Here is a 20,825-nt window from a genome sequence, read left to right as displayed (position 1 = left end):
AGCGCGTCAGCACAGTACCCTCCAGTGTCGTGGAGCTGGTGTCAAGGGTTTGTGTCACGATAGTTCATAAATTCACACAGTGTTCGGATGGCAAGGCGGGTGCCCAGCGGCGGGACAGCGGCGCAGCGGCGGCAGGGAGTGGGCACAGCGTCCGGGCACAGCGAGGGCCCGGGGAGGCGCCTGTCGCCTCACCCGGGCCCTGGAGGGGTTTCCGCCGCTGTGGTGGTCAGCTCACCGCTGACCTGCCGCCATCTCTGAGGCGGGGTCCGTCCACCGTCCTGCGCGCACACCGCGGTGGTAGATCATGCCGGCGGTGATCGCCGCGACGAACAGCACCGCCATCGGGATCAGCACGATGTAGACGCTACCGGTGGCGTACATGATCGGAATCGAGATCGCCGTGATCAGTCCACCGCCGAAGAAGGGCTCGAAGGCCAGCTGCTTGTAGCCGAAGGCCTCCAGGGCGGGGGACTGGTCGTCAGGGTCGGCCACGCGGAGCAGCGCGAGGCCCGTGGCCGTGACGCCCATGGACTGGCCGAAGTCGGCGATGCCGCGCTCCAGCCAGAACTCCGGGACGATCCGCGGGGTGAAGTACAGCAGCATGAACGTGCAGAACGCGACGCCGGCAACCGAGAGGATCAGGAACGTCTGCCAGAAGTCGGCGATCACGGTCAGCGAGATCGTGGACAGAGCGGCGACGATGAGGATGTCCAGGGCGAGCCCCTGGATGCGCTTCATCATCTCGTGGTCCAGCAGGTTCGTGTTGCCGGTGCGGTCCAGCACCACCTGGATGATGACCCCGCCGATCATCGCCAGCGGGAACAGCGGCACATAGCCCAGCAGCGTGGTGCCGTCCTCGCCGGCGGGCGTCCACAGGGAGTCCGGCTGGCCCCACAGCAGATCCTCCACCCAGACGATGCCCTCCAGCAGGATCCAGCCCAGGATGATCGCCAGGCCGACGACGGCCACGTGCAGGGTGAGCGGCTCGATCGAGCCCGGGCGGGCCGTCATCCGGCCGGCGTAGACGGTCTCGTCGTCCGAGTAGAGTCCGCGCAGCTCGGCGGTGGACTGCTCGGAGACCTGCTTGAGCACCCGGGTGCGGCCGGTGCGCACGCCCCAGTTCACCACGGCGACACCGATGACGATGGCCGAGACGAGCCCGACGGTGGCCATGGCCAGGGCGAGGTCGGCGGCCTCGGGGATGCCCATGTCTTCGAAGGCGGGGCGCATGCCGCCGGCGGTGCCGTGGCCGCCCTCGAAGGCGATCTCGATCAGCGCACCCATCATGGGGCTGACGCCGAACAGGGGGGCGAGCACCAGCAGGGCCAGCAGCAGCCCCACCACGTATTGGCCGGAGCCGTAGGCCACGCCGATGGACAGCTGGGGACCGGCCAGCTTGGCCACGCGCTTCGGCGAGGGGATGCGGGAGCCGAGGAACAGGGTCGCGAAGACCACGGAGATCAGCAGCCCGGGCAGGGTGCCCCAGACCTCGTAGATGTCGGCGGTGAATACGCCGCCCTCGGCCAGCCAGCCGAGGTTCAGCGGCTCGGCGAGGCGCCCGATCACCTCCGGGCCGAGGATCAGGCCGAGGAATCCGGCGATGATGCAGCTGGGAAGCAGCAGCTTCTGGATGAACGGGACCTTCACGCGAAGGTACTTGCCGAGCAGCATGATCGCCGCCAGCAGGACGATCGCGAATCCGATGGCCTGGGGACTCATCGTCGTCTCCCCTTCCTCCCGTGTCACGGGTGGCTTGAGCACCGCGGTTCTCCGGTGGTGCGCAGGTGGTCATGGTGGCAGGGAGACGCCAGGACGACGACGTAGACTGAGGCCGCCGTCCGCTCCGGGCGTGACAGACAGCCCGCCGTCGCGGCGCTTCCCAGGGTGCCCTGGTCGGACAGAGTCCGGCCGGAGCGCCTCATGGTGGTGTGATCCGTGTCTCGTGACCTGTCTGACAGGCCCGGAGACCTCAGTGTAAGGCGTGAAAGGCGAGTGCGCTATGCCAGCATCATCCTCTGCCGGAGACCTCTCCCAGCAGACCCCTGACGACGCCGCGGGCGCGCCCGAGCAGCGCCGCACCAGCGTGGTCGGAGACCTGGTCCGTGGTGCCCTCATCGGCACGGTGGAGACCGTCCCGGGCGTCTCCGGCGGGACCGTGGCCCTGGTGGTGGGCATCTACACCCAGCTCATCGACTCGGCCTCGCATGTGGTCTCGGCCGGGCGGCGGCTGGTGACCGGCCCGGAGCGGGCGGCGGGGATGCGCGAGCACCTCGCCGCGGTGCGGTGGAAGCTGGTCATCCCCGTGCTGATCGGCATGGCGCTGGCCGTGTTCACCATCGCCGGTCCCATGGCCGACGCCGTGGAATCCCATCCGGAAGCCACGCGGGCGGCGTTCTTCGGCATGGTGCTGGCCTCCATCGCGGTGCCGCTGCGCATGGCCATGCACGTCGGCCCGGAGCAGACGGGCAGGGACGCCCGCACCTGGGGTCTGCGGGTGCTCAGGCTGCGGCACGTGCTGGCCGGACTGGCCGCGGCCGCGGTGACGTTCTGGCTGGTCTCCCTGCCGCCCACGGATGTGGAGGCGACCCCGGTGACCATCATCCCGGCGGCCGCCGTCGCCGTCTCCGCCCTGCTGCTGCCCGGCCTCTCCGGCTCCTTCCTGCTGCTGACCTTCGGCCTCTACGAGCCCACGCTGCGCGCGGTGGACGAGCGCGACGTCGGCTACCTGGGGCTGTTCGCCGTCGGGATGGTGCTGGGGGTGATCCTGCTGGTCAAGCTGCTGCAGTGGCTGCTGGAGCACCACCACCGGATCACCATGGTGGTGCTGGCCGGGGTGATGCTGGGAGCCTTGCGCACGCTGTGGCCCTGGCAGGACGAGGCGCGCAGCCTGCTGGCCCCGACCGGGGATCTGCTGCCGATCCTCGGGCTGGCGGCGGCCGGATTCGCCGTCGTCACGGTGCTGGTGATCCTCGACGCCCGACTCGTGGCCAAGCAGGAGCGCGAGGCCCGTTCCGTCTGATCCGCTGCCCCCTGATCCGGCGCCGTCTGATCCGTCAGTGCGGCTCCGCCGCCGGGGTGTGATCCCCCTCCGGCAGTGCAGGTAAGATGGGCCACAGGTCAACTGAATACGCCACGTCCCCTGTGTGGGAGAGCCCGGAGTGCACGCCGTCATGGCGGGTGAGCCCCGGCGCCGAAGGAGCAACATCCTCCCCAGGAATCTCTCAGGCACCCGTACCGTGCAGGGGTGGCGACTCTGGAAAGCAGGACCCCGACGCCCGGCCGCAGGATCCGGCCCGCGACGGCGGCTCCTCACCCACGGTGCAAGCCCGCGTCCGACGGCGACTCCTCGCCTCAGCAGCCGGGTCAAACTCTCAGGTTCCCTACAGAGTTCGGGGAGGGACACGAGCATGTCCACCCCTCTGCGCTCCGGAAGGAAACCTCCCCGATGACCAGCACTCTCAGCCCCGACGCCAGCACCCCCTCGGGCGTCCCCGACGGCGGCGTCAGCCCCGCCTTCTCCGTGCCGGAGGGCTTTGCCTCCCGCCACATCGGACCCACCTCCGAGGCCGCCGAGACCATGCTTCACACCCTGGGCCACCGGTCCCTGGCCGACCTGGTGGACGCCGCCGTCCCGGACTCGATCCGGCAGGCCCGTCCGCTGCAGCTGCCCGCCGCCCTCTCCGAGGCCGAGGCTCTGGAGGCGCTGCGCGGCTACGCCCGGCGCAACACGGTGAAGACCCAGATGATCGGTCAGGGCTTCTACGGCACCCACACTCCGCAGGTGATCCTGCGCAACGTCCTGGAGAATCCGGCCTGGTACACCGCGTACACGCCGTATCAGCCGGAGATCTCCCAGGGCCGCCTGGAGGCGCTGCTGAACTTCCAGACCATGGTGGCGGACCTGACCGGCCTGGACATCGCCAACGCCTCTCTGCTGGACGAGGCCTCCGCCGTCGCCGAGGCGATCCTGCTCATGCGCCGGGCCAACAAGAAGAAGGCCTCCGGGACCATCGTCCTCGACGCCGACACGTTCCCGCAGACCCGTGAGGTCGTCACCGGCCGCGCCGAGGCGCTGGGCATCGACGTGCAGATCATCAACCTGGCCGCCGAGGGCCTGCCCTCCGGTGAGCTGTGCGGCGTGGTGGTCCAGCAGCCGGGCGACTCCGGCGCCGTCGTCGACCACACCGCGCTGATCAGCGAGGCCAAGGAGCGCGGGGCCATGGTCACCGTCGCCGCCGACCTGCTGGCCCTGACCCTGATCACTCCGCCTGGTGAGCTGGGCGCCGACATCGCCGTCGGCAGCTCGCAGCGCTTCGGGGTGCCGCTGTTCTTCGGCGGGCCGCACGCCGCCTACATGGCCGTCCGTTCCGGCCTGCAGCGTCAGCTGCCCGGCCGCCTGGTCGGCGTCTCCCACGACGCCGAGGGCCGCCCGGCCTACCGGCTGGCCCTGCAGACCCGGGAGCAGCACATCCGCCGCGAGAAGGCGACCTCCAACATCTGCACCGCCCAGGCGCTGCTGGCCGTGGCGGCCTCCATGTACGGTGTCTACCACGGCCCCGAGGGGCTCCGCCGCATCGCCGAGCGCGTCCACGGCCACGCCCGGACCCTGGCCGCCGGGCTGCAGGCCGGCCGACGCCGGCTGGTCAGTGAGTCCTTCTTCGACACCGTGCAGGTCCGCCTGGACCTCGACGCCGAGGCCGAGCACGTGCTCTTCGCCGCGGAGGAGGCCGGCATCAACCTGCGCCGGGTGGACGAGACCACCGTGGGCATCAGCGTGGACGAGACCACCACTGCCGCGCATGTGGACGCGGTGCTGCGGGCCTTCGGCGCCCCGACCGAGACCTCGGAAGGCACGCCTGCCGACTCTGGTGACTCTTCCGACTCCGCCGCGGCCGGCCACGGCACGGCATTCCCCGAGGCGCTGCGCCGCACCAGCGAGTTCATGACCCACCCGATCTTCCACGAGGTCCGCTCGGAGACGCAGATGATGCGGTACCTGCGGAAGCTCGCCGACCGGGACCTGGCCCTGGACCGCACCATGATCCCGCTGGGCTCCTGCACCATGAAGCTCAACGCCGCCACGGAGATGGAGGCCATCTCCTGGCCCGAGTTCGCCGGCATCCACCCCTACGCCCCGGCCGAGCAGACCGCTGGGTGGCGGGTGCTCATCGAGGACCTGGAGGCGAAGCTGACCGCGGTGACCGGCTATGCCGCCGTCTCCATCCAGCCCAACGCGGGCTCCCAGGGGGAGTACGCCGGGCTGCTGGCCATCCGGCAGTACCACCTGGCCCAGGGCGACGCCGACCGGGACATCTGCCTGATCCCCGCCTCCGCACACGGGACCAACGCCTCCTCGGCCGTGCTGGCCGGACTGCAGGTGGCCGTCGTCGCCACCGCGGAGGACGGCACCATCGAGATGTCCGACCTGCAGGCGAAGATCGCCCAGCATCCGGACCGGATCGCCGCGATCATGCTCACCTACCCCTCCACCCACGGGGTCTATGAGGCCGATGTCCGCGAGGTCTGCCGCACCGTGCACGAGGCCGGCGGCCAGGTCTACGTGGACGGCGCCAACCTCAACGCGCTGGTCGGCCTCGCCGAGCCGGGGGAGTTCGGCGGCGACGTCAGCCACCTGAACCTGCACAAGACCTTCTGCATCCCGCACGGCGGCGGTGGGCCCGGCGTCGGGCCGGTGGCCGTGGCCGAGCACCTCAAGCCGTTCCTGCCCAGCACCTCGGTGGGCGGCGCCGGCGGCAACGGGGCCGGCACCGACGCGGCCAGCCGCGGCGGCGCCCCGGTGACCTCCACCCCCTACGGCTCGGCCGGCGTGCTGCCCATCTCCTGGGCGTATCTGGCGATGATGGGTGCCGAGGGGCTGACCAGCGCCACCGCGCACGCCCTGCTGAGCGCAAACTACATCTCCCGGCGCCTGGCGGATCACTTCCCGACCCTCTACACCGGGGAGGGGGACCTGGTGGCCCACGAGTGCATTCTGGACCTGCGGGAGCTGACCAAACGCTCCGGGATCACCGCCGAGGACGTGTGCAAGCGGCTCATCGACTACGGCTTCCACGCCCCGACGCTGGCCTTCCCGGTCAACGGGACCTTGATGGTGGAGCCCACCGAGTCCGAGGACCTGGCGGAGATCGACCGGTTCATCGAGGCGATGATCGCCATCCGGGCCGAGATCCAGCAGGTCATCGACGGCGAGGTGGAGGCTGCGGACGCGCCGCTGCGGCACGCTCCGCACCCGGCCGCCGTCGTGGCCTCCGACGACTGGGACCGGGCCTACTCCCGGCGGCAGGGCGCCTTCCCGGTGCCCGGGGTGCTGCAGGACAAGTACTTCCCGCCGGTGAGCCGCATCGACGGCGCCCACGGGGACCGCAACCTGGTGTGCAGCTGCCCGCCGCCCGAGGCGTTCGAGATCAGCTGACGGCCGCTGACGCCGACGCACCCGCACAGATCGTCTTTCGGTGAGAGATCGTCGTTGGATTCAGGGACGATCTCTCACCGAGAGACGATGAACCGATCAGGAGACGCTCCATGACTGAGACCACCCCGCAGCAGACGCAGACGACGACGTCGGCGGACACCCCGCTGCGCGAGACCGCCCTGGCGGCCGAGCACGAGGCGCTGGGCGCCAGCTTCACCGACTTCGGCGGCTGGCGCATGCCCCTGAAGTACACCTCCGAGCTCACCGAGCACCGGGCGGTGCGCGAGACCGCCGGACTCTTCGACCTCTCCCACATGGGAGAGATCCGCGTGGCCGGCCCCGACGCTGCCACGTACCTGAACACCGCGCTGGTGGGGGACCTGGCCAAGGTGAAGGTCGGCAAGGCCAAATACTCGCTGATCTGCACGCCCGACGGCGGCATCCTCGACGATCTCATCGGTTACCGCATCACGGAGGACGAGTATCTGATCGTCCCCAACGCCGGCAACCGGGAGACCGTGTATGCCGCGATGGCTGAGCGCGCCGCCGGCTTCGACGTGGACGTCTGGGACGAGTCCGAGGCGATCAGTCTCATCGCCGTCCAGGGACCGAAGGCGGAGGCCATCGTCTCCTCTCTGGTGCGCCTGGACGAGACCACCATCGTGGAGAACCTGCCCTACTACGCGGCGGACACCGTGACGATCGGCGGCGAGGAGATCCTGCTGGCCCGCACCGGGTACACCGGCGAGGACGGCTTCGAGATGTTCCTGCGGGACGACAAGGCCGGCGCCCTGTGGCGGGCGCTGCTCAGCCTTGGCGAGGAGCACGGCCTCACCCCCTGCGGGCTGGCCTGCCGCGACTCCCTGCGCCTGGAGGCCGGGATGCCGCTCTACGGCAATGAACTCTCCACCGAGCGGGTCAGCTTCGAGGCCGGACTGCCTGTGGTGTCCTTCTCCAAGGAGGAGGACTTCGTGGGCCGCGCCGCGCTGCAGCAGGCCAAGGCCGAGGGCCGTGGGAAGACCACGGGTCAGCGGCTCGTCGGGCTGAAGGGCCTGGGCCGCCGCGCAGGCCGCGGGGGATACCCGGTGCTGGCCGCCGAGGGGGAGCGCGCCGGTCAGCAGATCGGCGTGGTGACCTCTGGCCAGCCCAGCCCCACCCTGGGCCACCCGATCGCGATGGCCTATGTGGACGTGGAGTTCACCGAGCCCGGTACCCGGCTCGACATCGACGTGCGCGGCAAGGCGCAGCCCTTCGAAGTCGTCCAGCTGCCCTTCTACCGCAGGGAGAGGTGATCCGTCATGGCGATCAGTGTGTTTGATTTGTTCAGTGTGGGGATCGGTCCGTCGTCCTCGCACACGGTGGGGCCGATGCGGGCTGCGCGGCGGTTCGTGGTCGAGGAGCTGACCGCCCCTCTGGAGGCAGGGGAGGGCGGTCCTCTCGCGGAGGTCCGGGTGGACCTCTATGGCTCCCTGGCCGCCACCGGGCAGGGCCACGGCACGTTCGACGCCGTGCTGCTGGGCCTGGAGGGCTGGGATGCCGAGGAGATCCTGCCCGAGCAGGTCGAGGAGCGGCTGGAGGATATGCGCGCGACCGGGACGGTCCGTGTGGCCGAGCAGCTGGGGCGACGCCGTGACATCGCGCTGCGCACCGAGGATCTGGTGCTGAGGCCCCTGACCTTCCTGCCGCAGCACAGCAACGGAATGGCCATCACAGCCCTCGACGATGACGGCGGCGTCTTGGCCGAGCAGACCTACTTCTCCATCGGGGGAGGGTTCGTGCTCACCGCCGCCGAAGCGGAGGACGCCTCACTGGGTGATGCCGTGGAGTCCACCGAGGCGGAGGTTCCCCACCCCTTCACCACGGCGGCCGAGCTCATGGAGCACTGCCGCAGCACCGGCCGGGCCGTCTCCGAGGTGATGATGGCCAATGAGACCGCCGTCCGCAGTGAAGCGGAGGTGCGTGCCGGGGTGCTGCACATCTGGCAGGTCATGGAGGAGTGCAAGAACTCTGCTCTGCGTCGGACCGGTGTCCTCCCCGGGGGCCTGAAGGTCCGACGTCGTGCGCCCGACTGGCATGCCCAGCTGACGGAGAAAGACCCCGAGCGTTCCCACGCGTATTGGCAGGAGTGGGTGAACCTGGTGGCGTTGGCCGTGAACGAGGAGAACGCCTCCGGCGGGCGGGTGGTCACGGCGCCGACCAACGGGGCGGCAGGGATCATTCCCGCGGTGGGCTTCTATGCCACGCACTACGGCCCCGGGGGGAGCTACGCCGCGCGAGATGAGCGCGACGAGATCGTGGTGCGGTACCTGCTCACTGCCGCAGCGATCGGGGTGCTCTACAAGGAGCAGGCCTCGATCTCTGGTGCTGAGGTGGGGTGCCAGGGAGAGGTGGGGTCGGCCTCCTCGATGGCGGCGGCCGGGCTGTGTGAGGTGCTCGGGGGTACTCCGGAGCAGGTGGAGAACGCTGCCGAGATCGCGATGGAGCACAATCTCGGGCTGACCTGTGACCCCATCTCAGGTCTGGTCCAGGTGCCGTGCATCGAGCGCAACGCCATCGCGGCCACGAAGGCCGTCAATGCCGCCCGGATGGCGCTGATGGGGGACGGCTCGCACCGGGTCAGCCTCGACGAGGTCATCGTGACCATGCGCGAGACCGGGGCGGACATGTCCTCCAAGTACAAGGAGACGGCCCAGGGCGGGCTGGCGGTCAACGTCATCGAATGCTGAGGTCTCGGGGCCGATCAGCCCCGTGACCCCTCGGCACGTCGATACCGCTCATAGACCACGCGGCCGCCGAAGACGCGGCTCTCCACCAGCTCCAGGGGTACGGCCTCGTCCACTGGCGGCAGCAGGGGAGTGCCTCCGCCGAGGATGATCGGGTGCCGGAAGATCTGGTACTCCTCCACCAGTCCGAGCTCCACGGCCTGGGCGGCCAGCGTGGGGCCGCCGATCTCCACGTCCTGCTCGGTCGCGGCGAGCACCGCGGGGATCTCCTCGGCCAGGGCGCGCTGCGCCAGCCGGGCGTTGCCTTGCACCTGGTCCAGGCTGCGGCTGAACACGATCTTCGGCAGCGCGGCCCAGACGTCGGCGAACTCCGCGCCGAGCGCGTTCTCCCGCATCAGCGGATCCGTCTCCCAGGGGAGCATCGTCTCGTAGAGGCGACGCCCGCACAGGCAGGCTCCGAGCCCGCGCACCGTGTCCAGATGGAAACGGAACAGCTCTTCGTCCGGGGCGCCCCAGCTGAAGTCGCCGGTGCGGTCCGCGGTGAACCCGTCCAGCGAGGTGCTCATCGAGATCAGCAGCATAGCTGTCACTGTAGGCAGGATCGAGTCCCCGCAGGGAGAGCTCGCGGCTGAAGGGCTCGCGAGTTGGTCTGGAGTTTTGGGTACTCGACTCGATCGAGTCGAGTACCCAAAACTCCAGACCAACTCAGCGCAGGGGAGGGCTCAGGCGAAGGCGGACTGCCCCGTCAGGTCGCGCCCGATGATCAGGGACTGCACGGATTCGGTCCCCTCATAGGTGTGGATCGCCTCGATGTCGGCCATGTGACGGGCCACCTTGTTCCTGAGCAGGATGCCATTGCCGCCGAGCATGTCGCGGGCCACCTGGGCGATCGCCCGGGCCTTGCGGGTGTTGTGGTACTTCGCCATCGAGGCCTGCGGGCCGGAGAGCTTCCCAGCGGCGTCGAGCTCGGTCACCTTCCGCACGTGCAGCTGCATGGAGGTCAGCTCGCTGGTCATCCAGGTCAGCCGCTCCTGGACCTGCTGGAACCCGGCCAGCGGCTTGCTGAACTGCTCCCGCTGGGTCGCATAGCTCAGGGCGGCCTCCACGACGGCGGCGGCGTGTCCGACGGCGGACCACGCCACTCCCAGCCGGGTCGCGAAGAGGACCTTGGAGGTGTCTTTGAACGAGCGGGAGCCGGGCAGCACTGCGTCGGCGGGCAGGGTGACGTCGTGGTACTCGATGACCGCCTGGTGGATGGCGCGCAGCGAGGCCTTGCCTTCGATGACTTCGGCCCGGTAGCCCTCCGTCTCCTGGTCGACCAGGAAGCAGCGGACCTGTCCGTCGTGTTCGCCGCCGGAGACCCGGGCCCAGGTGAAGGTGATGCCGCCGGAGGCGCCGTTGCCGATCCACTTCTTGGCGCCGTTGAGCACGTAGTGGCCGGTGGTCTCATCGCCGACCAGCTGCGCGGTGGTCTCCAGGGAGACCGAGTCGGAGCCGTGGGTGGGCTCGGTCAGGGCGAAGGAGCCCAGGGTGCGGGCGGTGGCCAGGTCGGCGAGGTGTTGCTGCTTCTGCTCATCGGAGCCGAACATCGCCAGCGTGCGCAGTGCCAGACCGCCCTGCACGGCCAGTGCGGTGCCCAGGGAGCCGTCGGTCCGGGAGGTCTCCATGTTGACCAGTCCGGCCGCCAGAGGGGAGAGGGTGCTCAGGCCCTCGCCCACGCCGTCGACGTCGACCCCGTCGGTGAGCAGCCCGCGGGCGCCAGCGTCTCGCACCAGATCCACGGGGTACTCGCCGGCCTCCCAGCACTGCGTCATGCGCTCTTCGAGACCCGTGGAGAACTCCCGGGCCCGGGTCCACCAGGCGCGGTCCTGATCAGGGATGTCGGCGAAGACGCCGTAGTAGTCCAGGTCGCGGGGCGTGGTGACGTCGTAGTCCGGGTCGATCTCGGCTCGCATGAGGGCCTCCAGCAGCTGGTCGGTGATGTGCGCCGCCCCACATGTTACCCGAGAGTCACTGCGTGCGCGACGGATGCCAGCCCGCAGGTGTCGACGACGCGCAACGTCACACGTCGGTGATATGCCTCACTCTGAGCATGGGGCAGCGAGGGCTGGGTGGGCTTTCTCGCACCTCCGATCAGCGCGGGACACCTGCGTCCGGGCAGGCCCTCGCGGCCGCGCCGACGAGCCCGGGCCATCGGCAGTGCACCGGGCCCACAAGCAGCTTCCAGCAACCTCACAGGATTACAGCACTTGAATATGACGTAATTGGAGTTATGCTCCCCTCACATGACAGCTTCACATGATGTCCTCCCAGATCAGCTCACCCTTCTGCGCCCCGGAGCCACCGGGTCCTATGACGCCCTCATGGGGGAGGTCAGCTCGCGGATCTCCCTGCGACTCGCCTCCGCCGACGCGCCCTCCACCAACACGCCGCAGCGTGAGCTCGCCGACCGAGCCGCCGCCGTCGACCTCGACGCCCCCGGCATCGGCGGCCCCGCCCTGCTCCAGGAGCTCGACGAGCTCTTCCTCGCCGAAGCCGTCTGGTACCACCACCCGGCGTACCTGTCCCATCTGAACTGCCCCGTCGACGTGCACGCCGTGGCCGCCGAGGCCGTGCTCGCCGCCGTCAACCCCTCCGTGGACACCTACGACCAGTCCCGCATCGGCACGTTCCTGGAGCGCCGCCTGATCAGCTGGATCGCCGGGCGCATCGGCTACAGCCGCGGCGACGGCATCTTCACCTCGGGAGGCACCCAGTCCAACCTGCAGGCCCTGTTCCTGGCCCGGGAGGCGGCCCTGACCGGAACCTCCGGGCCCTCCCGCGCGGTGCGCCAGCAGCAGCTGGTGGTGCTCACCAGTCCGCAGAGCCATTTCAGCATCGCCAAGGCCGCCCTGCTGCTCGGCCTGCGCGACGACGCCGTGATCACCGTGGACACCGATGACGCCGGCCGCATGGACCCGGCAGCCCTGCGGCGCGTCCTCGACGAGATCAGCGAGGACGGCAGGGTGCCGATGGCCGTGTCCGCCACCGCCGGCACCACTGACCGCGGCGTCATCGACCCGCTCGAACCGCTGGCCGAGATCTGCCGCGGTCAGCGCCTCTGGCTCCATGTGGACGCCGCCTACGGCTGCGGGCTGCTCGCCTCGGATCGCCAGGCCCACCGACTGGCCGGCATCGACTCGGCCCGCAGTGTGACGCTGGACTTCCACAAGGCCTGGTTCCAGCCCGTCTCCTCTTCTGCCCTGGTGGTGCGCGACCCCGCTGACCTGGGACGTGGAGCCTGGCACGCCGACTATCTCAACCCCGCCGGCGGCGCGGAGCCCAACCAGGTGGACAAGTCCCTGCAGACCACCCGGCGCTTCGACGCCCTGAAGCTCTACGCCACCCTGCGCGGGACCGGCGTCGGCGCCGTCGGGCGTGCCTGGGACGACCTGCTGGATCTCACCCAGGCGGTCCACCACCACGTGGATGGCCACGCCGAGCTGCAGCTGCTCGCCCCCACCGACCTGACGACGGTGCTCTTCCGGTGGCAGCCGGCGGGTGTGGCGGACCAGGACGCCGATGCGCTGGTCGCCCTGGTGCGCCAGGTGCTCCAGGAGTCCGGGCGGGTCATGGTCGCCAAGACGGTCCTGGACTCTCGGCCCTGCCTCAAGCTCACCCTCCTGGACCCGGAGACCACCGCCGAACAGGTGTCCCAGAGCCTCGACGAGGTCGCCGAGTGCGCCCGCATCCTGCACCGTCACCGCGCCGGTGCGCCGGCGAGCCTCGCCGAGGAGGTCGCCCGATGACCAGCGCACAGATCCCTGCCGACGCCGGCGGAGAGACGGTCCACGACGTCGTCGGCATCGGCATCGGTCCGTTCAACCTCGGGCTGGCCTGCCTGGCCCACCCCCTGGAGGACGTCGACGCCGTCTTCCTCGACTCCCGCGACGGCTTCGCCTGGCACCACGGCATGATGCTGACCGACGCCACCATCCAGGTGCCGTTCCTCGCCGACCTGGTGACTATGGCGGACCCGACCTCCGAGTTCTCCTTCCTGAACTGGCTCAAGCAGACCGGGCGGCTCTACCCGTTCTACATCCGCGAGGACTTCCACCCGCTGCGCAGTGAGTATGACGCCTACTGCCGGTGGGCCGCCGATCGGCTCCCCTCCCTGCGCTGGGGACGGCAGGTGGAGTCCGTGGAGCACGACGCCGCCACCGACACCTTCGTGGTCACCGCGGTCACCGCGGACGGGGTGGAGGTCCGTCGGGGACGCCACGTGGTGATGGGCATCGGCACCGCCCCGCATGTGCCCGCCGCGCTGCGCGAGGACGTGGCCGCCTCGCCGGCAGCCACCCATTCGGCGGACTACCTGCACCGCCGCGAGGAGATCCTCGCCGCCGGATCGGCGACCGTGGTGGGCAGCGGGCAGTCCGCGGCCGAGATCTTCCTGGACCTGCTGGAGTCCCACCGGGCGCACGGCCTGCGGCTGGACTGGATCACCCGGTCCCCGCGCTTCTTCTCCATGGAGGACACTCGGCTGACCTTGGAGCTGACCTCGCCCGAGTACACCGACCACTTCCACCGTCTGCCCGAGGCGCTGCGCGACCAGCTCACCCGCGAGCAGCGGGGGCTCTACAAGGGCATCAGCACCGCCACGATCGACCGGATCCACGACGCCCTGTATCGGCTCAGCGCCCACGAGCCTCTTGAGGTGGGGATGCTCACCGACACCGAGATCACTGCCGCCGGCTGGGACGCGGCCGCCGGCGTCCACCGGCTGCGGTTGGCGCACCGTCAGCTGGGCGACCACGCCGAGCACCAGACGGGCCACCTGATCCTCGCCACCGGCTACACGCCCCGGGACCCGAGCTTCCTGGAGCCCGTGGAACACCTCATCGGCCGCGACGCCGCCGGCCGCCTCGCCGTCGGGCGGGACTACCGCATCGACACGCTCGGCGGACGGATCTTCGTGCAGAACGCCGAGGAGCACACTCACGGGCTGACCGCGCCGGACCTCGGCATGGGCGCCTGGCGCAGCGCCTCGATCCTCGCTTCGATCACCGGCGAGGAGCACTACGCGCTGGAGCGGCGCATCGCCTTCCAACAGTTCGGACTCCCCACCACCGCGGAGGTGCCACGATGACCCTGACCACCGAGACCACCGAGACCACCGAGACCACCGAGACCACCGAGACCACCGAGACCACCGAGACCACCGAGGCAGGCGCGCCCGCCGGCGACGTCGTGCCGATCGTCGACGACCCCGCCCTCGCGGAGCCCGCCCCTGGCCTCGGAGGCTCCCCGCTGCGCTTCCGCCCCGCGGATCCGGAGCGTGACGCCGGCCGTGTGCACCGCTGGCTCACCCACCCGGGTTCCCACCACTGGCAGATGGGGCACCTGGCTCCTGAACAGGTGCGCCGCTACCTGGAGCAGATCGCCGCCGCCGAGGACCAGGACGGCTGGATCGGGGAGGAGGACGGGGCCGCCCTGGTGTACGTGGAGACGTATGACCCGAGCCGCGTAGTGCTCCCCGACGTCCACGACGCCGAGCCCGATGACCTCGGCATGCACCTGCTCGTCGCACCGGCGCCGCAGGACGTGACACGCCGGCGCCACGGACTGACCAGTGCGATCATGCGGGCCGTGGTCGCGCACTGCTGGTCGCTGGGGGCGGGCCGCATCGTGGTGGAGCCGGACGTGGAGAACCACGCGGTGCGGAGGAAGAATCGCGAGGTCGGCTTCGAGGAGCTGCGCGAGATCACCCTGCCGGACAAGCGGGCCATGCTCAGCGTGCTGGCCCGCGGCACCCGCGCCCAGGCCGCGGCTTCGGGAGCGGTCACGGGTGCCGAGGCCGGAACGGAGCACCTGCGTCCCGAGCACATCGCAGTGGCGCAACGGCATCTGGTGGCCAAGGCATTGGCCGAGTTCAGCCATGAGAAGCTCATCAGCCCGGTGGCCGAGACGGACCGGGGCGACGTCGCCGGTGCCCCGCTCGTCTGGCGGGTGGATGTCCCCGGGGCGAGCACCTATCGTTTCCTGGCCCGCCGACTCCCGCTGGATCACTGGGTCCTCGACGAGGAGAGCCTGCAGCGTCTCGACGTCGTCCACGGCCATCAGCGACCCCTGGACGCCCAGGAGCTGATCGTCGAGCTGCAGCACGTCCTCGGCGTCCCCGAGGATCTGCTGGGCACCTACTTGGAAGAGGTCGCCGCCACCCTGGCCAGCGCGGCGTTCAAGGACCATCGAGGGGGCCCTACGGCCGCCCAGCTGGCCCGCGGACGGAGGGATCTCGACGTCGCCGGGGACCTGCAGCACACCGAGGCGGCCATGACCGAGGGGCATCCCTGCTTCGTGGCCACCAATGGGCGCATCGGCTTCAGCGTGGACGACCTGCGCGCCTACGCCCCCGAAGCGGGGGCCCGCTTCCGCTACGTGTGGCTGGCCGCCCGACGGGCCCACACCCGGCTGGAGCTCGGCGCCGGACGCACGGAGGCTCAGCACTGGGAATGCGAGCTCGGAGCCGACGGCCTGGCCCGCCTGCACACCCGGCTCCATGACCTCGGACTGGATCCCGCAGACTATGTGCTCCTGCCGGTGCACCCCTGGCAGTTTCGGCACCGGGTGGCGGTCAGCTTCGCCCCCGACCTCGCCCGGCGTGACCTCGTGGTGCTGGGGGAGGGACCCGGCGCCTGGCAGCCCCAGCAGTCCATCCGCACCGCCTTCGACGTCGAGCACCCGGAGCGGTCCTACATCAAGACCGCGCTGTCCATCCAGAACATGGGATTCCTGCGGGGTCTCTCCCCGGCCTATATGCGGGCCACACCGGCCATCAACGAGTGGGTGGCCACTCAGGTGCGCGGCGACGCCCGGCTGGCGGAGCTCGGCTTCGACGTGCTGCGAGAGCACGCCGCCATCGGCTACACCGGTGATGCTTACCATCAGGCCGACGCCTCCTCCGACCAGCAGAAGATGCTGGCCGCCCTGTGGCGGGAGAGCCCGGTCGCCCGGCAGACGGAGCGGGGCGAGTCCGGAGAGCGACTGATGACCATGGCGGCCCTGCTGCACCGAGACGCCCACGGCGACTCCGTGGCCGCGGCGCTCATCGAGACGTCCGGACTCGCGCCCCGGGGGTGGCTGGCCGAGTACCTGAGCGCCTATCTGCTGCCGGTGCTCCACTGCCTGGAGGTCCACGAGCTCGCGTTCATGCCGCACGGGGAGAACATCATCCTGCGGCTGCGACAGGGCCGGGTCACCGGGGTGTTCATGAAGGACATCGGGGAGGAGGTCGCCGTCATCGGTGACCGGGAGCTGGACGAGGACATCTCCCGGATGCGGCACGTCATCGACGACGACGAGGCAGCCCAGCTGATCTTCACCGATGTCTTCGGCGGGGTCCTGCGTCACCTGGCCGGTGTGCTGGATGTCGACGGCGTGCTCACCCACGCCGCCTTCTGGGAGGTGGTCAGCGAGGTGGTGGCCGAGCAGGAGGCCCGCGGCGAGGCGGAGGGCGTGAGCCGCCGTCGTCGGCTGGACCTGCGGGTGCCGCGCTACGCGCACTCCTGCCTGAACAGGCTGCAGCTGCGCAACACCCGGCAGATGGTGGACCTGGCCGACGCCTCCGGTTCGCTCATCCACGCCGGGGAGCTGGAGAACCCGATCGCGGGGTGAAGCTGCGCGGCACGGGGCGTGGTCTGAGGGGGCCCGGTCTGGGCCTCCTCAGTCCAGCGCCGGCTCCACCAGGCCGAGCTCCGTGGCGCGGATGATCAGCTGCACCCGGTCGCGGACGCCGAGGCGCTGCATGAGGCGCCCCATATAGGCCTTCACCGTGGCCTCCGAGACCACCATCTCCGCGGCGATCTCCGCGTTCGAGCGTCCGCTGGCCAGCAGCTTCAGCCCCTGCAGCTCCCGCTCCGGGATGCGCGGCAGCTCCGGGTAGCGGCGCAGCATGGACTCCACCTGGGCAGGGTCGTCCTTCACCGAGAGCATCAGCTCCCGAGCCACCGAGGGGGAGAAGGGCGCCAACCCGTCATGGACCTGCCGGATCGCCTCGATGATCTCCTCCGGCTCGGCGTCCTTGACGATGTACCCGCCCGCCCCGGCGCGCAGCGCGGGGATCACGTACCGCTCCGTGGAGAACGTGGTCACCGCCAGCACCGCGACGGTGTCGAACATGCGGCGGACCTGCCCGGTGGCCTGGATGCCGTCGGTGCCGGGCATGTGCATGTCCATCACGACGACGTCGGGCATCAGTTGGGCGACGAGCTCCACGGCGGCCTTGCCGTCCCGCACCTCACCCACGCACCGCATGCCCCGGGTGGAGTCCACATAGGTGCGCAGCGCGGTGGACATCATCGGGTGGTCATCGGCGATGAGGACCCGGATCTCGGGGGCGCGGGGGATAGGCGCCGTCGGGGCCTCATCGGCGGGCGTGTCGGTCATGAGCACGATTGTAGGAGCGTGACCTGGATGTCCGGCGCGCACGGGGCCGGAGCCTGCCGCCGAGCTGACGGGGGCCGTCCTCGTAGACTGGCTGCGTGCCGAGTGTCGCAGAAGAGTTCGAATCGCAGGGGTTCTGGTACGCCCGGGACCTGAACAAGTGGCTGCTGGTGGTCGTCACCCTGCTGTTCGGCATCGCCCTGGGCTCCGACATCATCCTGGAGATGCTCGAGGGGAAGTCCTTCCCTGTGGAGATCGCCATGGCCGGGCTGCTCAGCGTGGGCTGCGTGGTGCTGCTGTGGGTGCGGGTGACCTGGGCGGCCGTCGTCGGACTGATCATGGTGGCGGTGTCTCTTTTCACCGGAGGCCTGGCCTACTCGTTGGTGCTGGCCGTCCTGCTGGTCGGCGTCGGAGCGATGGTCACCACCAAGCTGTTCCGTCGCTCCCTGCTGGCGGCCACGCTGATCTGGACCGGCTTCCTGACGAACCAGCTGGAGGACCCCACCAGCGGGGTGGTCCTCATCGCGATCATGGTGCTGCTGATCATGGGCTCCTACGGGCTGGGGTCCGCCTTCCGGAAGGTCACCAACGCCCGGCTGCAGTCCCGGCGAGAGCTGGACGAGGTCGAGGCGCGACACCGCGAGTCCGTGGCTGCCGAGCGGAAATCGATCGCCCGGGATCTCCACGACATCGTCGCCCATGACATCACCATCATCGCCATGCAGTCCCGGGCGGCGCAGATGGCCGACACCGAGGACTCCTACCGCAACGCCGTCGAGGTCATCGGAGACTCCTCCCGAGCGGCCCTGCAGGACCTGCGCCGCATGCTCAACCTGCTGCGGGAAGACGGGGCCCTGGAGGATCTGCCCACCTCCTCGGCCACGGAACTGGACATCCGTACCGGGGCGGAGACCTTCTGTGCGCAGCTGCGCGGCCTCGGGTTCACGGTCAGCTGCGAGCTCGACGGCGACCTCTCCGAGCTCTCCCGCTCCGTCCATGCCGCGCTCTACCGGATCCTGCAGGAGTGCACCACCAATGTGGCCCGCTACGCAGGCCACGGGCAGACGTGCTGGATCCGCGTGTGGGCCGGGGAGAAGGAGGCCGGTCTGACGGTGACCAACACGGTGGCTTCGCGCCGTCGAGCGGTGTCCCGCTGGTCCAGTTCAGGGGCAGGACTGATCGGCATCCGGGACCGCGCCGCGGCCTTCGGCGGCCAGGCTCGGGCCGGATTCGACCGGAAGGGGCATTGGGTGGTCACAGTGCAGGGTGTGAAGAAGGACTGAGCCGCGGCGTAGCCCGGCATCTCCAGGTTTTCACGAGCTGGAAGCGCTGACCTGGAGGCAGCCTGTGGTGAACCTGGAGGCCAGCTGGACAACACGCCGTGCGGGCCCCGCAACACTAGACGAAAGTCGACTAGAGGGATCCATCGTTGCCGGAGGAAAATAGTTCGTGACGTACAGAAACGGTGTACGTGCATCACGAGAACCTGGCTTGGAGACCCCGGAGGTTTCGGTGCAACGGCCTCCGGAGAGGTGCTCGGTCAGGGTTGTGGCCCGGGCGGTGAGAACGGCACCGCCCGGGCCTCTCTCGCATCTGGGGCCGGCTCAGGCTCCTTCCCGTCGGGCGGGCGGGAATGTCGGCATCTGAGGCCGGAGTGCGGGGAGAGGCGCCGGAGCGGTCAGCCGCGCAGGCCGCCCTGCCACAGCGCGTCGAACGGCGTGCCTCCCGCCACCCGCTGACGGATGCCCGCGGTGACGAACTCCTTCGCTCGGCGGGCGGCCTCCAGCGGCGTGGCGCCCTTGGAGAGCTCGGCGGCGACGGCGGCCGCGAGCGAGCATCCGGCGCCGGAGACGGCATGCTCGCCGATCTTCGGCGAGCGGAGCACCTCAGCGCCGTCCCCGTCCACGAAGACGTCGACGGCGTCCGGGCCCTCCAGCCGCACTCCGCCCTTGGCCAACACTGCTGCCCCGGAGATCCGGTGGATCTCGTGGGCGGCGGCGGTGAGGTCCTCGAGGCTGCGCACCGTGATGCCGGAGAGCTGCTCGGCCTCGAAATGGTTCGGCGTCACGAAGGTGGCCTGCGGGAGCAGCTCGGACTTCAGGGCGTTGTCCGTGTCCAGGGCGTGCCCGGGCTCCTGCCCCTTGCAGATCAGCACCGGGTCCAGCACTACGTGCCGCGGACGGCGCGCGGCCAGGGCCTCGGAGACCGTGGAGATCGTGGTCGGAGTGCCCATCATGCCCAGCTTCACCGTGTCCAGGGCCTCGGCGTCATAGTCGCCGAAGATGGCCTCGATCTGATCCGCGATGACCTGCGGCTCCACCGGCACGAAGCGGTGGTTCCAGTCATCCTTCGGGTCGAAGGAGACGATGCAGGTCAGAGCGATCATGCCGAAGCTGCCCAGCTCCTGGAAGGTCTTCAGGTCGGCCTGCGCGCCGGCACCGCCGGTGGCTTCGGAGCCGGCGATCGTCAAGGTCATCGGCGGGCGGGTGGTCTGCGGGAGGGTCTGCGTCATCGTCATGTCCTTCAGCGGCGGCCAGGGGTGGGTGAGACGGTGTCGACGTCGTCGTCTGCTGGGGTGTCGTCTGCGGGGGTCTCGTCGGTGGGAGCCTCGTCGGTGGCGGGATCGATCACGGTCGCCAGCGGCTGGGCGGCCCAGCGGCCCACACCGAGGAGCACCCCGGCGGGGAAGCCGACGAGCGGGATGAGCATGGGCATCAGGCCGCCGGTGCCGGCCAGCAGGACCACCGGCCCGTAGAGCAGGCCGACCACCACATAGCCCAACACATGCAGGGTCGGGTTGAGGTGGTGCCGGTACAGCCAGGTCACCAGCAGTGTGCCCGGGATGCCGATGCCGACGGCGGCGCCGCCGATCAGTGGGATCAGTGGGGTGAGGAAGCCGTCGTCGTCGAGGCCGGGCACGAAGGAGAGTCCCAGCAGCAGTCCACCCATCACGAAGGTGGGGACCAGCCAGGAGACGACCCATCCGGCGAATCCGAGGCGCAGTCGAGGCCGCTGAGCCGGCGGCTGGCGGCGGGGGCGACGGCGTCGGGTTGTCTTCTCCGGGGCGGGGGTGGTCATCGAGGCCCTTTCGTTGATCGGCGGGCGCGTCCTGCGGCAGCGGCCCAGTCTACCGGCCGCGCCTGGACGCGCACCGACGCTCCGGCCAGCTTCTTCGGTGGGCGTCGTCAGGTCGTCGGTCCGGTGGCATCATGGGCGGGATCACATCATGAGCCCATAGACTCTTCCAA

14 protein-coding genes and 1 riboswitch are annotated in these 20,825 nt (G+C 70.1%); of the genes, 8 read left to right on the top strand and 6 right to left on the bottom strand.

The annotated features are described in order from the left end of the window. Positions 1–231: 231 nt before the first annotated feature. On the bottom strand, positions 232–1,719 hold the full coding sequence (locus ABD658_RS09665) for a sodium/glutamate symporter (protein WP_344680751.1): 1,488 nt from the start codon (positions 1,717–1,719) through the stop codon (positions 232–234). Positions 1,720–1,999: 280 nt separating this feature from the next. On the opposite strand from ABD658_RS09665, the gene ABD658_RS09660 reads away from it, so the two are divergent. The 4 genes from ABD658_RS09660 (at position 2,000) to ABD658_RS09645 (ending at position 9,159) form a co-directional block, all read left to right on the top strand. Further along, positions 2,000–3,019 (top strand): DUF368 domain-containing protein, encoded by a 1,020-nt coding sequence (locus ABD658_RS09660; RefSeq protein ID WP_085437580.1) that lies wholly within the window; start codon positions 2,000–2,002, stop codon positions 3,017–3,019. Between the two features lie 115 nt (positions 3,020–3,134). Continuing rightward, positions 3,135–3,247: riboswitch (glycine riboswitch) on the top strand. Between the two features lie 198 nt (positions 3,248–3,445). Continuing rightward, positions 3,446–6,433, top strand: a complete 2,988-nt coding sequence (gene gcvP / locus ABD658_RS09655) for an aminomethyl-transferring glycine dehydrogenase (RefSeq protein WP_344744385.1) — start codon at positions 3,446–3,448, stop codon at positions 6,431–6,433. 110 nt (positions 6,434–6,543) lie between these two features. Further along, positions 6,544–7,725 carry a glycine cleavage system aminomethyltransferase GcvT gene (gcvT, locus tag ABD658_RS09650; protein ID WP_344680745.1) on the top strand — a complete coding sequence of 394 codons (1,182 nt, stop codon included), beginning with the start codon at positions 6,544–6,546 and terminating at the stop codon, positions 7,723–7,725. Between the two features lie 6 nt (positions 7,726–7,731). After that, the gene (locus ABD658_RS09645; protein ID WP_344680743.1) at positions 7,732–9,159 is read left to right on the top strand and encodes an L-serine ammonia-lyase; all 1,428 of its coding nucleotides are present in this window, start codon (positions 7,732–7,734) and stop codon (positions 9,157–9,159) included. Between the two features lie 14 nt (positions 9,160–9,173). Here ABD658_RS09645 and ABD658_RS09640 read toward each other — a convergent pair whose 3' ends face one another. Continuing rightward, complete coding sequence (locus ABD658_RS09640) at positions 9,174–9,737, bottom strand: dihydrofolate reductase family protein (protein ID WP_344680741.1); 564 nt, start codon at positions 9,735–9,737, stop codon at positions 9,174–9,176. 141 nt (positions 9,738–9,878) lie between these two features. Next, positions 9,879–11,111: an acyl-CoA dehydrogenase family protein gene (locus ABD658_RS09635; RefSeq protein ID WP_344680739.1), complete on the bottom strand. Its 1,233-nt coding sequence runs from the start codon at positions 11,109–11,111 to the stop codon at positions 9,879–9,881. A gap of 330 nt (positions 11,112–11,441) precedes the next feature. Here ABD658_RS09635 and ABD658_RS09630 point away from each other — a divergent pair, with 330 nt between their 5' ends. Genes ABD658_RS09630 through ABD658_RS09620 form a run of 3 tightly spaced genes read left to right on the top strand, consistent with a single transcriptional unit; the run spans position 11,442 to position 16,809 of the window. Further along, positions 11,442–12,944, top strand: coding sequence for a pyridoxal phosphate-dependent decarboxylase family protein (locus ABD658_RS09630; RefSeq protein WP_344680737.1), 1,503 nt, complete (start codon positions 11,442–11,444; stop codon positions 12,942–12,944). Further along, positions 12,941–14,284 carry a lysine N(6)-hydroxylase/L-ornithine N(5)-oxygenase family protein gene (locus ABD658_RS09625; RefSeq protein ID WP_344680735.1) on the top strand — a complete coding sequence of 448 codons (1,344 nt, stop codon included), beginning with the start codon at positions 12,941–12,943 and terminating at the stop codon, positions 14,282–14,284. Before ABD658_RS09630 ends, ABD658_RS09625 begins: the two co-directional genes overlap by 4 nt. Beyond that, the gene (locus ABD658_RS09620; protein WP_344680733.1) at positions 14,281–16,809 is read left to right on the top strand and encodes a GNAT family N-acetyltransferase; all 2,529 of its coding nucleotides are present in this window, start codon (positions 14,281–14,283) and stop codon (positions 16,807–16,809) included. Before ABD658_RS09625 ends, ABD658_RS09620 begins: the two co-directional genes overlap by 4 nt. 48 nt (positions 16,810–16,857) lie before the next feature. Here ABD658_RS09620 and ABD658_RS09615 read toward each other — a convergent pair whose 3' ends face one another. Next, entirely contained in the window at positions 16,858–17,580 is a 723-nt protein-coding gene (locus ABD658_RS09615; protein WP_344680731.1) for a response regulator transcription factor, read from the bottom strand. A 95-nt stretch (positions 17,581–17,675) separates the two neighbouring features. Between ABD658_RS09615 and ABD658_RS09610 the strand changes: the two genes are divergently transcribed. After that, positions 17,676–18,860: a sensor histidine kinase gene (locus ABD658_RS09610; protein ID WP_344680729.1), complete on the top strand. Its 1,185-nt coding sequence runs from the start codon at positions 17,676–17,678 to the stop codon at positions 18,858–18,860. Between the two features lie 395 nt (positions 18,861–19,255). Here ABD658_RS09610 and ABD658_RS09605 read toward each other — a convergent pair whose 3' ends face one another. Further along, positions 19,256–20,089 (bottom strand): hydroxymethylpyrimidine/phosphomethylpyrimidine kinase, encoded by an 834-nt coding sequence (locus tag ABD658_RS09605; protein ID WP_344680727.1) that lies wholly within the window; start codon positions 20,087–20,089, stop codon positions 19,256–19,258. A gap of 11 nt (positions 20,090–20,100) precedes the next feature. After that, positions 20,101–20,655, bottom strand: a complete 555-nt coding sequence (locus tag ABD658_RS09600) for a hypothetical protein (protein WP_344680725.1) — start codon at positions 20,653–20,655, stop codon at positions 20,101–20,103. Positions 20,656–20,825: the final 170 nt, after the last annotated feature.

It is taken from the genome of Nesterenkonia aethiopica, from assembly GCF_039534665.1.
GTDB lineage: Bacteria > Actinomycetota > Actinomycetes > Actinomycetales > Micrococcaceae > Nesterenkonia > Nesterenkonia aethiopica.
The sequence above is the reverse complement of the archived record's forward strand: the minus strand, read 5'-3'. Positions and strand labels throughout refer to the sequence as shown.